18 protein-coding genes are annotated in these 16,202 nt (G+C 36.8%); 12 read left to right on the top strand and 6 right to left on the bottom strand.

Annotated elements, in window-relative coordinates; genetic code table 11:
* Positions 1-7: 7 nt before the first annotated feature.
* From K319_RS0101420 to K319_RS0101465, 11 genes are all read left to right on the top strand, one after another.
* Positions 8-1,141, top strand: coding sequence for an efflux RND transporter periplasmic adaptor subunit (locus K319_RS0101420; protein ID WP_027381987.1), 1,134 nt, complete (start codon positions 8-10; stop codon positions 1,139-1,141).
* Positions 1,142-1,157: 16 nt separating this feature from the next.
* On the top strand, positions 1,158-1,877 hold the full coding sequence (locus K319_RS0101425; RefSeq protein WP_084403376.1) for an acyloxyacyl hydrolase: 720 nt from the start codon (positions 1,158-1,160) through the stop codon (positions 1,875-1,877).
* On the top strand, positions 1,861-3,102 hold the full coding sequence (locus tag K319_RS0101430; protein ID WP_027381989.1) for an ABC transporter permease: 1,242 nt from the start codon (positions 1,861-1,863) through the stop codon (positions 3,100-3,102). The genes K319_RS0101425 and K319_RS0101430 overlap by 17 nt, the downstream gene beginning before the upstream one ends.
* On the top strand, positions 3,102-3,320 hold the full coding sequence (locus K319_RS21450; RefSeq protein ID WP_156907028.1) for a hypothetical protein: 219 nt from the start codon (positions 3,102-3,104) through the stop codon (positions 3,318-3,320). The genes K319_RS0101430 and K319_RS21450 overlap by 1 nt, the downstream gene beginning before the upstream one ends.
* Before the next feature lie 9 nt (positions 3,321-3,329).
* Complete coding sequence (locus K319_RS0101435; protein WP_027381990.1) at positions 3,330-4,001, top strand: ABC transporter ATP-binding protein; 672 nt, start codon at positions 3,330-3,332, stop codon at positions 3,999-4,001.
* 59 nt (positions 4,002-4,060) lie between these two features.
* Positions 4,061-4,552 (top strand): DUF6515 family protein, encoded by a 492-nt coding sequence (locus tag K319_RS20860; RefSeq protein WP_051230339.1) that lies wholly within the window; start codon positions 4,061-4,063, stop codon positions 4,550-4,552.
* Positions 4,553-4,755: 203 nt separating this feature from the next.
* Positions 4,756-5,886 carry a hypothetical protein gene (locus tag K319_RS0101445; protein WP_156907029.1) on the top strand — a complete coding sequence of 377 codons (1,131 nt, stop codon included), beginning with the start codon at positions 4,756-4,758 and terminating at the stop codon, positions 5,884-5,886.
* Complete coding sequence (locus tag K319_RS0101450) at positions 5,879-6,760, top strand: DUF6268 family outer membrane beta-barrel protein (protein WP_027381992.1); 882 nt, start codon at positions 5,879-5,881, stop codon at positions 6,758-6,760. The genes K319_RS0101445 and K319_RS0101450 overlap by 8 nt, the downstream gene beginning before the upstream one ends.
* 32 nt (positions 6,761-6,792) lie before the next feature.
* A complete protein-coding gene (locus K319_RS20865; RefSeq protein ID WP_051230341.1) occupies positions 6,793-7,764 on the top strand; it encodes a sensor histidine kinase in 972 nt (323 codons plus the stop codon).
* Between the two features lie 35 nt (positions 7,765-7,799).
* A complete protein-coding gene (locus K319_RS0101460; RefSeq protein WP_027381993.1) occupies positions 7,800-8,546 on the top strand; it encodes a LytR/AlgR family response regulator transcription factor in 747 nt (248 codons plus the stop codon).
* Positions 8,547-8,758: 212 nt separating this feature from the next.
* The gene (locus tag K319_RS0101465) at positions 8,759-9,451 is read left to right on the top strand and encodes a DUF4397 domain-containing protein (protein WP_027381994.1); all 693 of its coding nucleotides are present in this window, start codon (positions 8,759-8,761) and stop codon (positions 9,449-9,451) included.
* A 287-nt stretch (positions 9,452-9,738) separates the two neighbouring features.
* On the opposite strand, the gene K319_RS0101470 is transcribed toward K319_RS0101465, so the two are convergent.
* From K319_RS0101470 to K319_RS19625, 6 genes are all read right to left on the bottom strand, one after another.
* Entirely contained in the window at positions 9,739-10,170 is a 432-nt protein-coding gene (locus K319_RS0101470; protein WP_027381995.1) for an Hsp20/alpha crystallin family protein, read from the bottom strand.
* An 89-nt stretch (positions 10,171-10,259) separates the two neighbouring features.
* Positions 10,260-10,622 carry a Rossmann-fold NAD(P)-binding domain-containing protein gene (locus K319_RS0101475; protein ID WP_027381996.1) on the bottom strand — a complete coding sequence of 121 codons (363 nt, stop codon included), beginning with the start codon at positions 10,620-10,622 and terminating at the stop codon, positions 10,260-10,262.
* 79 nt (positions 10,623-10,701) lie between these two features.
* Positions 10,702-11,754 (bottom strand): response regulator, encoded by a 1,053-nt coding sequence (locus K319_RS0101480; protein ID WP_027381997.1) that lies wholly within the window; start codon positions 11,752-11,754, stop codon positions 10,702-10,704.
* 18 nt (positions 11,755-11,772) lie between these two features.
* Positions 11,773-12,972, bottom strand: coding sequence for a PAS domain-containing sensor histidine kinase (locus tag K319_RS0101485; RefSeq protein ID WP_027381998.1), 1,200 nt, complete (start codon positions 12,970-12,972; stop codon positions 11,773-11,775).
* Positions 12,973-13,104: 132 nt separating this feature from the next.
* Positions 13,105-13,986: a universal stress protein gene (locus tag K319_RS0101490; protein WP_027381999.1), complete on the bottom strand. Its 882-nt coding sequence runs from the start codon at positions 13,984-13,986 to the stop codon at positions 13,105-13,107.
* A 12-nt stretch (positions 13,987-13,998) separates the two neighbouring features.
* On the bottom strand, positions 13,999-15,429 hold the full coding sequence (locus K319_RS19625; RefSeq protein ID WP_235696066.1) for a L,D-transpeptidase family protein: 1,431 nt from the start codon (positions 15,427-15,429) through the stop codon (positions 13,999-14,001).
* A 144-nt stretch (positions 15,430-15,573) separates the two neighbouring features.
* On the opposite strand from K319_RS19625, the gene K319_RS0101500 reads away from it, so the two are divergent.
* Entirely contained in the window at positions 15,574-16,188 is a 615-nt protein-coding gene (locus tag K319_RS0101500; protein WP_027382000.1) for a hypothetical protein, read from the top strand.
* Positions 16,189-16,202: the final 14 nt, after the last annotated feature.

The following is a 16,202-nucleotide window of genomic DNA, read 5'->3' on the forward strand; positions in this document are numbered from 1 at the left end:
AATATCAATGAAAGCAAACAAAATAATAGTTGGATTATTCTTTCTTCCCATGTTCGGCCTGTTGTCTTGCAACCCTCAGGAGGAAATAACACCACAACACAAGATTATACAGCAAGCCATTTTTGCAAGTGGACACCTGGAGCAGGAGGATGAATATATAATTTCCGCGGCCGCCGATGGTACTATCCGGGAATTGAGCATTCATGAAGGTGATTATATTTCTAAAGGACAATTACTGGTAAGGATTGATAGCGATATTTCCAATACACAGTTGCAGGAAGCACAAATAGTTTATAACGATGCGAAGCAAAACTCATCGGCTGATGCACCACAATTAGAGCAGATAAAATCACAGATTAACCAGTCTAAGGCTCAGCTCAATCTTGACAAAATCAACTATCAGCGTTATGTCGATTTGCGCAAGAAAAATTCTGTATCGCAATTGGAATATGAAAAAGCAGAATTACAATACAAAGCCTCACAAAATAACTTGCAGGTATTGGAGAAAAGTTACAAACAAGCGCAGGATGCATTACAATTAAACGCCGATCGTAGTTTGCAGCAGGTAAAAACACAGCAAGCCATTTTAAACGATTACAGCATACAAGCAGATAATGGCGGTATTGTGCTGGAGGTTTTAAAAAAGAAAGGCGAACTGGTACGAAAGGGCGAGGTGATTGCCAAAATTGGCAGCGGTAAAAATATCCTGAAGCTATTTATTGCAGAGGATGATATTGCAAAACTTTCCATAGGTCAGGAAGTGATTGTGCAGATGAACAATTATCCCGACACCACATTTACAGCATCGGTCACAAAAATACTTCCGGCATTTGACGAGACGGAACAATCATTCACAGCAGAGGCAACCTTTGTAAATCCGCCACAGCTTTTACTTTCGGGCACACAGCTACAGGCAAATATTAAGCAGCAAGGCACAAAAAAAGTTTTGGTCATTCCATCAGCAGCGGTCATACGTGGCAAATATGTACAATTAAAAAATGGTGGCGAAAAAGAAATAAAGACTGGGCAAAAATCAGGCAATTGGGTTGAAGTAAAACAAGGCTTGACCGAAAAAGATATTATCCTTTTACCAAAAGGAAAGCATACAGAAGAGGGTGTTACAATGCCGGGTGCTGAATAGAAAAGATATTAGATGTATGATCATTGTAAACAGGTATCCGTTTATCGTTTTGTTCTTTTTAATGATGGATAAATCCTTTGCGCAATTTCCACAAGGAGACAAATGGTATCAGAATCCATTGGGATTTGAACCCTTAAAGCTCCATACCAGTATGGGTTTTATCGTTCCAGCCGCAGTTGCAGGTACTGCATTATTGCTTACAAAAAAAGACAGTACACTGCGAGACAGGTTGAGTATTTATTCAGAAATGGGTGTAACATTTGGGTACAAATATCCTTACAGCACCTTAGTACAAAACAGTACAGGCGTAAACCTGATGATGCGAAAATGGATGTCCATTGGTTCAGAGTTTAGTACAACAGCACCTTTCGATGATTACAACAATACCGTAGGTTTTGCGATAAGACCTTTTGCAAGATTCTATGCATTGAATAAGCCGGATTGGAAATTATGGTTTGAAGCGGGCGGAGGGATGATCTACTTTATAGATAATTTTCCAAAACCCACCACGCAAGACAATCGCCTTGGCACCTATTGGAATGGAACAACCAAGTACGGCATTGGAACATCAATACATCTCAAAAACAATATGGACTTACTGTTTGGCGCACGGCATCTTCATATTTCTAATGGCAATACAAAAGGAGCAGAAAGAAATCCTGCACACGACAGCAATGGATTGTTTGCAGGATTAAGCTGGAATTTAAAAAAAGAAAGAAATGGCAAATATAAATAACAAAATATCCTGGATACATCTTACTTCAAAAGTAAAACAGTTGATTGTAGCAGTATTAAGCGTAACATTCGGGATATCGATGTACGTTTTTATGAACAGCTTTATGAACGGTGTAAATAATGCCCAAACCGATATCACATTTACCTCGATGTCACACATAAGAGTGTATAATGATCCTGCGGGAGAACCTACAATACTGCTGTCGCAAAAGAATACTTCGGATACATTGGCTATGGTAAGCAATGCCAAGCACATCAATTATACGGAAGGTATACTCAATGCCGATGAAGTAAAACAAGTATTGCAAAAAAACAAAAACATTGTCGCCATTACCGAGCAGGTCAATCAAAACGTATTTTTCAGAAATGGCGTGACCAAAGTAAGCGGTTCACTTTCTGGCATTGATGTAGTGAATGAAATCCAGATGTTTAATACCACAGCGTATATGACAGAGGGTAATTTGAATGATTTAGATAAGCGTTTGGATGCTGTGGTACTGGGCAGCGGATTGGCAGATAAGTTAAGTGCGTCAATGGGTGACAATATATCGCTTACTACAGCCGATGGCGTAAATAAAATTTTTAAAGTTGTGGGATTAATAGAAACCGGGAGCGGGAGTGTAGATAAGAGCCGTGCAATTATTTCTATCAACACAGCACGACAGTTATTATCTAAGAATAAAAGTTATGCTACTGATGTGATGGCAAATGTAAAGGACTACAATGATGCTAAAACTATAGCCAATGAAGTGCGCCCGGATATTAAATACAAAACAGAAGCCTGGCAGGAAGGCAATGCCCAATTAGAATCTGCCAATACCCTGCGGGACATCATAGCGATTGCTGTTTCGCTTACCATACTTATTGTGGCAGGTTTTGGCATTTATAATATTATGAATATGACCGTGAGCGAAAAGATACGCGAGATTGCCATCCTGAAAGCAATGGGTTTTGATGGCAAAGACATCGTACATATTTTCCTGGTCCAATCTATCATCATCGGGTTAATAGGTGGTTTTATAGGTTTGTTATTAGGCTTTGCCGTTGCTTCTGTTGTAGACAGAATTCCATTTAAGATCGCATCTTTTGACACATTACCCATCACCTATCTGCCTTCTGATTATATTTTGGCAATGGTATTTGGTCTGGTGATTACGTTTATTGCCGGGTATCTACCTGCCAGAAAAGCATCCAAGGTAGACCCGGTAGAAATTTTACGAGGATAATGGAACAGAATAATTTTAACAAGAAGTTATTACCAAATGATGGCTCGGAATTCATTGGGGTGAAAGTTTTTGTGGGTGGGTTAATTTTACTTCTGTATTACCTGGATTGCTACTATTATTACCAGTACTGCAATTATTATTACGAGTACGGTTATGAATGCTACTGCGACTGTTATTGGTCTTATGAATGTTACTATTATTACTATGGATGTTATTAAAAATTAAAAATGAAAGCATTAACTGCAAATAAAATTACAAAATATTTTCACGACCCTGAAACGTTTCAGGTATTGAAAGACGTGAGTTTTGACGTAAACAAAGGTGAATTTGTCGCCATTGTTGGTAAATCCGGTTCGGGTAAATCAACCCTTCTTTATCTACTCTCTACAATGGATACATCTTACGAAGGAAACATTGCTATTAATGACACTTTGGTTACCGGATTAACACAAAACCAGTTAGCCAGGTTCAGGAATGAGCATATCGGATTTGTATTTCAGTTTCATTATTTGTTGCCGGAATTTTCCGTTCTGGATAATGTAATGTTACCGGCTTTGAAGCTTAAAAAGAAATCTAAAGACGAAATAGAAACAAGAGCAATGGAACTATTGACATTGCTGGATATTAAAGGCCACGAAACCAAAAAGGCATCCAAAATATCGGGTGGTCAGCAGCAAAGGGTTGCTATCGCGAGAGCTTTGATCAACGAACCAGCCATCATTATGGGTGATGAGCCTACGGGAAATCTGGACAGTAAAAATACCAAAATTGTGTTTGATATTTTTCGCCAGTTGGCCAAAGAGAAAGGGCAAACTATCATTGCCGTTACCCACGATGACGAATTTGCAGCCAACTGTGACAGGATTATTGAAATGGTGGATGGAAAAATCATTTACTGATTGATTAACGGGAAATTATAATGGCAATCCTAAAAAATAAATTTTAAATAAATATTATTATGAGAACTACTCAAGAATTCATTATCAAATTCACTTTTACGATAGCCCTTCTAACAGGTCTATCATCCAATTTGCAAGCCCAACGTATTGTAAGGGTTGTGCCACGGAACAATACTGTCGTGGTTTATAGTGGTGTTTCTTATCACTATGCGAACGGATATTTTTATAAGCCACATCGTAGCGGCTATGTGGTTGTAACGCCACCAGTTGGGTTACGGGTGCGGGTATTACCAGTCGGGTATACCAACGTTGTAATCGGTGGAAGAACTTATTTTTATTTTGGTGGGGTTTACTACATCCAGGAACAGCCTAATAGTTACGAAATTGTCGAAATTCCGAAGGAAGCCTATCTGATCGCTCTTCCGGCGGGAGTCGAAACTATAACAATCAATGGTAAGAGATATTACAAGATGGATAATAAATATTACGAAAAACTTGTCTCTGAAAACGGAACAGAACGATATGTACTGGTGGGTGAAAAAATGCAATAATACCTTGTTTCTTAGTATGATAGATGGGGAAACTTGTAGTAAAAACAAAAAAGAATATTCCAAGAATAAAGATGGGCAAAAACACAATTCTTTTATTTCTCATAGGATTTACCTGGGGGTCTTTTCATGCACAAATAACACAAATAAGAAGAGTTTATTCATTCAACAATACAACTATAGAAGTATTGGTACAAAGCAACAGAATGCAAAACAATTTTGCTTTTCCAGGGATGAAGGCATTCATAATTATCGTCAATAGCGGAAATACTTTAGATACTATCTATGAAAATGATAAACTTCGAAAAATACCCATTGGCGGAATGAATGATTATGCTTGCTTCTACTACATAAAAGCTGCTGACTGGTTAAATAATGAAACTTTGAAACAATTTTTAGAAGACTTTACAAAATGGTGCTATGAAACAGATTATATAAACAGAAATGAAGTACATCTGGTATGGCAAGGCTCATCGAATAAAATAGACTGTAACATTTTTTCTGATCTGGGCGAAATAACGGGCAGCGTACATATACTATCCGATAAACTAAATAGTGATTGTAACACCTATGTCGCTAATACAGCCAATGAGGTCTGGCAAAAAAGCCAATCCGGGAAAACTTCTGTGCAATATGAAGTCTTGGATATGAAAGAGATGAGACAATTGCAAAACGAAAACCAGCAGAAGGCAATTTACAAATCCATCAAAAAAAGCAAAGGCGATATTTTCCTTCAAATTACAATAGGAAGTCATCATATTGGAAGTCAATATAAGACAGAATTTGACAAAAATACTTTGGTCGATTTTACAAACCATAAAACTTTGTGGAATTTGAGGGCAGGCTATTATTTCAGCAACCGTCTATACAGCAATGTTGATGTTGCATTGATCTATTCTGGCAAACAGGAAAATATCGACAATATAAATTGGGATGACCCTGGCGGTATTACTGTAAATGGTTCCGGATATGCTGGTGCAATGATAAGATGTGGCCTTGGATTGGGTTTTGTGGCATACACCCATAGTAGATTAAGCATCAATACAGGGATAGATTCCGGAATAATAAACGCCATAGCCGGAGGCGGAACTGCTAACAGAACTATTGGCGGCGGAGACAACGATACGGATATAGAAAAGCAGAGCCAGAAGAGTATATATTATAACATTTATGCAGGACTCAATTATAGAATAGGAAAATCATTTTCATTAAACAGCAATCTTCAATACAATATTTCTGCCTTTAAACAACCTATAGGAAGCGTCTCTGCATTCACAGGCATTTCTGTAAATCTTGGTTTGGGCATTACAATATCTACAAAAAACAAAGATGAATAAACATAAATATCTTTTATTAATGACATTCTTATTGGCAAATAGCTTATTTGCCCAGGATAGGGATCTATTGAATGTCAACTATGCAGTTTCGACCTTAAAATATAACGACACTGTTGCTAATACCAAATTATTTGATGTAAAACTCAAACTTCCGGTATTCCAAAAAAAACAGTATACCATTGTCGGAATAGTGGGGTACAAAAATCTATCGTTACAGAGTTTCCCAGCAGGTTATGGCGGCAATTTACACGGCATTACTTTTCAGGGAGCCTGGATCTATAAATTATCCGCTAGAAAAAGCCTGACCTTTTTTGCTCAAGCAGGATTGTTTTCAGATTTACAGGATATAAGTAGCAAAGATTTCAGGTATACTGGAGGCTTCCGTTACAGAGTAAAACATTCTGAAAAATTAAGTACGGGTTGGGGTCTGGCTTATTCCAGACAGTTTTTCGGTAACCAGATTATCCCATTCATTGATGTAGATTACAGACCCAATGATAAATGGAGCATTACGGGACAGTTCCCCATCAAGCCAAAAGTGCTTTATCATTTTAATGATAAGTTGAGTGCCGGGATTGAATTATCCGCAGATGCATCCAGCTACAGGTTCTCAGCAACGGAAAAAGACAATCAGTTTATCCAGGTCAATCAATGGATTGGTTTGGCAAAGCTGGAATATCAGTTTGCAAAAAACTGGGAACTGAATATTGGACTCGGGAGAAGTTTTAGACAGAGCTACAAACTTTATGATGATGCAGCTACTACACCTTGGACAATTATTACCATGCCTTTAGGTGAAAAGGCAGACCCTATCTATGAAATTGATGACAACGGATTGAATATTCAAGTGGGTATTTCATTTAAACCGTTCTAAAAAACCTTATCTTTTGTAACTTTATCATAAAAATGAAATTATCCATAGAAAAAATATTGCCCATTGCTTTATGTATCGTATTTCCGGCCTTGAATGCGATTACTACGAGGGGCATAGAAAACATCACCGATATTGATTCCTTGATATTATTTAGGTGGGTCACTGTTTCTATAATGCTTTACCTGCTTTGGATGTTGCTGGATTATATTTCAAAAAAAGCGGAAACGTACAGATTTCTTAAATCAATTATTGCGGCTACAGTTTTACTCATTATATTTTACAATATATTTCTGCTCACACCGCTATTTGAAAATAAGAATATGAAATGGATGTTTGTGGTGAGGTATTTTATTGCCATTATTCCATTTTTAATAATTCAATATGCCTTTCGTGCTAACAAAAAAGTAGCGCAGCTGGAACTGGAAAAACAGCGGATACAAACAGAAAACTACAAGGTTCAGCTAGAAGCATTACGCACCAAAGCCGACCCGCATTTTTTATTTAATTCACTCAATACCCTCCGGACAATGGTGCGGCATAGAGACCCGAAATCTGAACAGTTTATCCTCAGTCTTTCCGACTTTTACAGGCAAACTTTACGGTACAACGAAAGCACATTGATTAAACTGATTGATGAGGTAAAAGTACTGGAATCCTATTTATTTCTAATGAAGAACAGAAATGAGGAAGCCATACAAATCAGTATTCATATTGCAGAAGAATTATACGAATACCAAATTCCTACATTGGCATTGCAAACGGTGGTAGAAAACTGTTTTAAACATAATATGATGACATCGAAAATGCCTTTGAATATTGATATTCAAAGTGTCGACAATTATATTGAAATTAAAAATAATGTTCAGCCCAGAATAACCAACAGTTCATCTTCCGGTTATGGATTGGAAAATTTGAAAAAAAGGTATGAATTGTTAAACATTGAAAACGGAATGGATATTGAATCGACAGATGATTACTTTCTGGTAAAACTTAAACTTATTTAATAGAGGATGCCATCTAAACTCTCAACTGAAATAATATGAACGTACTGATAGTAGAAGACGAATTACACACCTCCAAATTGCTGAAAGAAATAATTGAGCAGGATGAAGATTTTTTGGTAACCGAACGTTTGGAGTCGGTAGCAGAAGCCGTGCAATATCTAAGTAAACACCAGCAAAAATTAGACCTTATTTTTCTGGATATTCAGTTAGCCGACGGGCATAGCTTTGAGATTTTCAACCATATTGACGTTACTATTCCTGTTGTGTTTTGTACCGCTTATGATGAGTATACTTTACAAGCCATTAAAAACAACGGCATTGACTATATCCTCAAACCTTTCAAGGAGGAAGATATTCACACCGCACTAAACAAATACAAAAGGCTGGCTCAAACCTTTAAGGGCAAATCATCTTCCCCTTTGCAATTTCCCGATGCAACTCAATACCAGCAAAGCTTTCTGACACAATATCGGGATAAAACACTGGTAAAATATGTAAAAGACATCGCTCTTTTTTACATTGAATTTGAAAGTGTTTACCTATACACCATTAGCGGAGAAAAATTTTCCTTATTCAAAAATCTAGAGTACATCGAATCAGTTTGTGACCCTAAACAGTTTTTTCGGATCAACAGGCAGGTTTTGATTAATAGAGAGGCAGTATTGTCTATTGAACCATATTTCAACAGAAAAGTCATTGTTCAAACAAAGTTCAACCTATCAGAAAAATTAATTGTAAGCAGATTGAAAGTTACTGCTTTTAAAGACTGGTTAGAATCGTAGTTTATATTTCATCCCTATTCGCAAGTGACATTTTGATAATTGCTTTCTATTAATTATTATTTGGCCTTCAATTAAAAAAAATCATTGCAATTAAATTCAATATATCAAATGTTCAATTGAAGTTTTTGTTTGTTCAATTCATCCGAATTTTGATTTCTTTAAATGTTATTACTTAATAGTTTTGCTTGTACAAACAATAAAATTATTACGTTATGAAGAAATTTTTTATTTTCAAATTAATGATCATTGCAATGGCAGTAACCACTGTAATCTCCTGTAATGATGATGACGATGAATGCTATTATGTAGAACAGAACGATGCCCGCGGATTAATCGTCAATGCAAGTCCCAATTCGGGAGATTTGTATTTTTTTGCGGATGAAAATAAAATCAATGGTAATGCACTGAACTATGCAAATGCTCAGGGATACTATCGATTTTATGATGGGATGCGGACTTTTACTGTTCGCGATAATAATGGAAATATTCTGGATACTGAGCAAAGAGAAGTAAATGGAGGAGATATTTTTTCTCTTTTTGCCGTAAACAATTTTGACCAGCTGGAACTTGTTAGTTTCGAAGACCATTTGGAAGCGCCAGGTTTTTATCGCGCAGGCATCAGACTGATAAATCTCTCTCCTGATGCTCCGAACGTAGATATCTATCTTGATGGTCATTTGATCACATCCGATATTCCTTTTAAAACAGCTTCCCCTTTTGTAAATGTTGATGATGATGAATATAATGTGGAAATAAAAGATACACAAACCGGTAATACACTATTCCAGAAATCTTCGGTTGTTTTTTATCCTAACAGAATTTACACGCTCTATACGAAAGGATTTGTTAATGCTCCTTCAGGTTCAAATGATAAGTTTTCCCTGGAGATTATTCGAAATTATTAAAAAATTGTAGTATCTAAAGCTGAACTTGTCTTGACCTGCTTACCTGCCGGAAACGGGAAACTAGCATGTGCTCTTCGCAGGGAAATGGGTGAAGCGATTGCTAATAGACTTATGCAAACTAATGACAAAAATAGAATTTATGTAAGAAAACCAAAAAATTGAGGGAGGCGTTAAAGGAGATCTATGGTAACAAACCATAAACCGAATTGGTCAATACTTGATCTGACAGTTATGATCAAATTGAATAACTTTAGAACAGATCAAGTATTGATGGCCAATTCAAATGATCAGTCTATTTTAATTTCCTGGACTCCTTTTCTTTTCGCGTTATTTTTCGTTATATGGATGCGTAACAGGCCATCTTCATAATTTGCCTTGATATGGTCTTCTGTTATATTGTCCGGCAAACGGAAACTACGAGAAAAAGAAGCCGTAGAAAACTCCCTTCTGAGATAATTTTCCTTTTCTTCCTTATTTTCAGTACCGGTTGTTGCAGTGATCGTAAGCAGCCCGTCTTCATTTTCTATTTTGAAATCCCCTTTCTTAAAACCTGGAGCTGAAACTGTTAGTTCATAGGTGCTATTCTTGTCCACAATATTAACTGTAGGATACATATTATTGGCAAAAATGGGCTGGTTAAAGAATCCGTCTGCTGTCCAAAAATTTTCTATTAAGGATTTTAATGACGGTAACGCGTTGTTTTTTTGTAAAGTGTTCATAATTGGATATTTATTTTATTAATATCCCAAAGGTATATTATGAATATCTTTCACACTATGACAGTAATTTCATTTTGTTGTGATCCTGATCACTTTGTACTTTCTTCCTGCAAGGCATCAAGCATCGTAATCATCTGTAATGCCTGTGATTTTGAATCATCTATTTCGATTTTCGAGCATTTTAATCCATGATATTCGGATCTCGCCAATTGAAGTGGCAACTGCTCCATTGACCGAAGGATTAAGTATTTTACACCAAAGAAGTTCAATTTTTCTGCGATCGATGGTGAAAAGCTGACCTCATCACAGATAACAGCGTCTTTTTCATCCGAGAAGTGCATGTTATTATCCTTTAATGGATCCGTAATGATAGTAATTTTATGTTTTTTGCGATTCAATAAGGCAAGGGACTTTTTTGTGTCCTGACTAATATTGTAGATGATGACCTTCATAATGTCTGTTCAATATTCAAATATATCGAAGAGATTAATTCCAAATAGTGCGCATGGTCATTAAAAAAGATGATTTTAGTTAATTTTTAAGCTTTCTAAGACCACTGATGTCAACTATTGTTATGGTACCCGCATTTTTATCGATAAGTTTTTCAGCTTTAAAATCGCCGAGGATCCTGCTAACTGTTTCACTGGCCATGCCTGCCATGCACGCCAGGTTTTCTCTGGAAATTTCAAAGCTATTCTTATCTGGATGACCGCTATGTAGTTTGATCAATACTTCCGCCATTCTTTTTCTGACAGAAAAATAGGCCAGCTGTAATAGTTGCTCCTCATGATCACTAACATTTTGCGCCAGGATACTAATGAATTTTTCTGCTATATCAGGATATTTGTGAACTAACTGATCTACTATCTCTTTTGATACGGCGCAAAGTGTGGCATCTTCCAATACTTCAGCAGTTTCTTTATATTCCTTTCCCGAGAACAGGGAAACAATCCCAAAATAGTTTTCCGCATGATAAACGCCCGTCATCAGTTCCTTACCATCATCTGTCATTTTGGTGGTCTTTACCGCTCCTGATAAGACCAGATAAATATTATTTGCAGAGTCTCCCTCGTAATAGATGACCTGCTTTTTCTTAAAGGACCTTATTTTCCTTTCGTTAAATGACCTCTTTAATTCCTCAAGGCCATTTATATTCTGAAACAGATTCGTCATCCTGCTGAGGTTGGATGTATAAAGAGTTTTTTGGAGTTCTTTTTTCTTCAGCCTGCTCTCGATCGCATTTAGAAGTTCAATGTCATCATAGGGTTTAGTGAGGTAATCGTCTGCTCCCATTTCTATTCCTTTTCTTATCTCTGTCCTATCCGTTTTTGCTGTAATAAAAACAAATGGTATAAGTCCTGTGTCTTCTCTTTTGCTCAATAGATGCAAGACCCCATAGCCATCCATTTCGGGCATCATGATATCACACAGGATAACATCGGGCAGATGCTCAATGGCCATATCAACTCCTTGTTTTCCATTGATGGCCTGAAATACTTTATAGTTTGCAAGTTCAAGAATTTCAGATGTATTCTCACGGATATCTTCATTATCCTCAATGATCAGAATGCGTTTTTTTTCCATTACTTTAAAGGAACATGGTCAATGTTCATTAATTTGTTTTTGAAATGATAGTATGAATTTAGTTCCGGCACCTGCTTCGCTTTCAAAATAAATTTGTCCATGCATCAGATTGACATATCTAAGAACAATATTCAACCCCAAACCTGTTCCGGGGATATTACCGGTATTATGCGCTCTGAAAAAGGGCTGAAAAAGAGAAGGCTGGTCTTCCTTTGGTATTCCAAGACCATTATCTTTTAATGTCAAAATATATTTTTCTTCATTTATTTCCGTCGAAAATTCAATGAGGGTATGTTCGCCGGAATATTTTATAGCATTGCTTATCAGGTTTATCAAACAATTTCTTAACAAGTGCGGATCAAGATACATGGCATTTTCATGTCCTGTATGTTGATAGATGATGATTTGGTCTTCCTTGCTGATCAACTGCATCTCTTCTGTAAGTTCTTCAGCAAACTTCACAATATCAAATAACTCGTAATGAGGTGTGATGATTCCGGTGTCAAGCTTCTCCAGTGAAAGAAAGTCATTAAGGATAGAATTGAGGCTGCCTATCATATTTTTAACTTTATAGAGATGCTTCATGATCTGTGCATTATCGGAAATCTGCAGGTATTTTTCGATCAATGCTACAGAAAGCTGCATAGAGCTTAAAGGGGTTCGGAATTCATGGGAGGCCATCGATACAAAACGGCTTTTTATCTTACTGAGTTCTATTTGTTTTTCAAGTGACTTATTCGCTTCCTCCCGGGCTTCTTCTAATTTTTGAAGCATTTGTTTCAGCGATTTTGTTCTTTCTTCAACAGTCTCTTCTAATTTAGTGGTATATTTTTTCAGATATTCTTCGGCTTCTTTTTCTTTTGAGAGGTCATGGATAAAACCGGTATAAACGATTCTATCCTGATATTGGACCTCGCTGACGGCTAGCCTGAAAGGAAATTGGGTTCCGTCTTTTCTCAATCCCCACACTTCTCGTCCTTTACCTATTATCTTTTTTCTACCTGTATTTTGATAATTGGCTATATAACCATCATGTCTTGATTTGTCGGGTTCCGGCATCAGAATCGAAATATTCCTGCCTATAAGCTCTTCTTCCTGATAACCGAAAATTTTAAGCGCTGAGGGATTTAATGTTTCTATCATACCCCTATTGTCAATTGTAATTATACCATCAATGGCAGTTTCGATTATGGCATGCAAGAGTTTTGAACTTTCCATGATTTATAAGTATCTGAATCTTATAAATTTAAGACTTTTTGTATAAATTATAATATTAATATTTGAAAAATGTAAGTTTGAGATTTATCTGATGAAAGTAAACAGTACTTATGCATGATAAATTGTCATTTATCAGAATCTGAATACGGTATCTGAACTTTCTGGTATGATCAAAAGTGGTATCTGCAAATGTTCTGCTTGCTTCACAGCGTGGCTGCTCTTGATAAAACTTTCAAAAAATCCTCTTTGCTGATGTCCCATCACCAAAATATCAATATCCTTATTTTTCAATATATCAAGACCATAATCTACATTTTCACTGTATATACAATTATAACAATATTTACCATCCAGATTTTTCAGGAATTTTTCTTTTGTGTGTTCATAGTTTTTATCTTCGGTCACATCATTCGTACTTTGGAGAATATGTGTGATCAATAATTCAGCATTGAGGTTTTTCGCCAAATTGATCAGTGACTGTGCAGTCTTCACATCTTTTTTATTCAGATCTGTGGAAAAGGCAATTTTTGTTATGGGTTTGTATTTATGATCTTCAGGAATCAAAAGAAGCGGATACTTTGTTTTATCGATCATTTGGATGCTGCTGCTGCCCAGGAAAAACCGTTTGATCGCTCCGGCGCCTGTCATGCCCATAACAATCAAAATGGTATTTTTGTGCGATGCCATATCGTTTATCACTTTGATCGTATCGCCAACCTCCGACAAATAGTCTACGGATGGATGAAAAGGGAAGGCCTCATCTCCCAATAACTTGTTTTCCTTTTGTTCCAGATCTTTAACCTGTTTTTTCAATTCTTTATTGTTCTCTTCGACCAGCTCAGGATATTCATATAATACCCAAGAGATCTGCCCCAGCATTGGACTTTCGGAAGGTAGGGAAAAGGCGTGGCACAATTCGATATTGGCCTTTAAAGGACTTGCCAGATGCAAAGCATAGTATGCTGCATTCTTGGAAGCTTTTGAAAAATCTGTGGCTACTAAAATTGTTCTCATAATGTATATTTTTTATTTGTTTGTAATGACCTTTTCTGTCAGATCGCTGTCAAGATGATATATATCTTTGTAAAATACAGGTGTCCCGTTTTTTATTGAACATGTTAGATAAGTGATTATAATGGGAATGGGTTGTTTCAAAACAAAGTCTTTTCTTTTGTAACCGGCCATAGCATTTTTCAAGATGGGAAGTTGATCTTCAGAACCATCATTTTCCAATAACAACTCGGCAAACTTATCCGCTTGTTGTACACGGATGCAGCCATGGCTCAATGCCCTTTCTTCATTGTTGAATAATTGTTTTTGTGAAGTATCATGTAAATAGATACCATAGGTATTTTCAAACCGGAAGACCACTGCTCCCAGTGCGTTGTCACAGCCTGACGACTGTCTGATGCTGTACGAAGAGGGATTTCTGCTGATCTCTTTCAGACGTGCCGGATTGACTGTGACCTCATTGCCATTTCTGTCATATATTGAGTAATGGTGGTCTGTCAAATATTTGCTGTTTTTTATGATCTTTGGCAGCATTTCTTTTCGAAATATACTCTGGGGGACCTTCCAGTCAGGTGCCGTCGTAAAATGAGTGACCACACTTTCCAAGATAGGACTGGGAGTTGAGGGCTTTCCTACGATCACCTTGAAATCACGCTGTACCTTATTTGTGTGAAATTCTAATGAATAAGAAGGGATATTCACTAGAATATAATTTTCACTTGTAGTATTTATCCATCTTAGACGTTCCATGTTGATGATGATCTTCTCTATTTGTGACTGAGAAATATTGACCAGGTCATTTGCGTAGAGTGTGTTCAGATGATCCTGCAATTGTTTGTAAGCACTGATCTGAGGCTGGACTTTGAGAATGGTCCTCAGAAAGTCGTTTTGGCTTCGTGCAAAGATTAATTCATCATCGGAGCAAAATCCATTTATATAGCCGGAATCGATGTCGGATGAGGTATGTTTTGGATTGTACTTTCCAAAATGTAGATCATTGATGAAAGTAACAAGAGCATCCGTCATCAAAATATCCAGCCACGCCTTTTCTGCTGAATCATTAGGGTTAGGGTCAATCATCGACCTCAATTTTTCAGGCAATAGCTCCTGGCAATGATAACCCGAAGAAGATAATCCAAATTGATCGGCATAACCAAGCAACAGTACTGCTATTTCGGGCAGGTCTGAATTCGAGCCGTCAAACCAGGTATATCCCATATTGTATTTCGTATAAAATCTGAGAACTGATTTTGGATAATACAATTTTGAAAGATTGTTCTTATCCTGCAGTAATGCAGCAATCCTTGTCGTTTTATCTGTTATTTGAGCCTGTAAAACGAGGCTGAAGAAGACAAGAACTATAAAAGTTGCAATAGCTTTCATATTCTGGGAATTGGTACTGTAAAATTCCAAATTATTGTCTTCCGAAATAATGATCTTCGTCACTAAAAAATATGATTTAATCCTGTTCTTGACCAGTATCAGATTTATAAGTAACCAGCGTCATATCATTTCGCAGGTCAATTCAAGACCTTTGATATGTTTTTGGTAATGGTCATTCTAAACATTTAACATTAAAAAACATACATCATGAAAAAGGTACAGTACAGTCTTTTGGTAATTCTTATGATATTGATGAATTCCTGTAATTCCACTCAGATCGTCAGCAGTTGGAGGGCACCTGACAAACAGATCCATCCGTCAGACTGGAAAAAAGTTTTGGTGGTGGCTCTGCTACGAAACGAGACCAACCGCCGTAGTGTCGAAGATGAAATGGTAAAATACCTCAATGGAAAAGGGATCACTTCCTACAGCTATTTGGGCGAAGATTTTGACCGTAATGATGAGCAGGTACTAAGGCGTAAAATCAAAAATGATGGTTTTGATGCTGCTATCACCATGCGTTTGATCGATGTTGACAAAGAAAAAGTTTATGAGCCCGCACAGTATTATATGTATCCGATGTATTATGATGACTTTGTAAAATATTACTACAGAAATTGGATGTATTACAATACTCAGGGCTATTATACAATTACTAAAAAATTCATTATAGAAACGATCATCTATTCAATTCCGGATGATAAAATAATATGGTCCGGAATCACGGCTACCTACGATCCGAAAGGTGTCAGACATCTAACCTCCGAAATCGCTCATGTGATCCGTAACCAGATGCGGCAGGAAGGATTTATTGAAAAGTAACAGGAACAAAAACA

It is taken from the genome of Epilithonimonas caeni DSM 17710 (assembly GCF_000426465.1).
Lineage (GTDB): Bacteria > Bacteroidota > Bacteroidia > Flavobacteriales > Weeksellaceae > Epilithonimonas > Epilithonimonas caeni.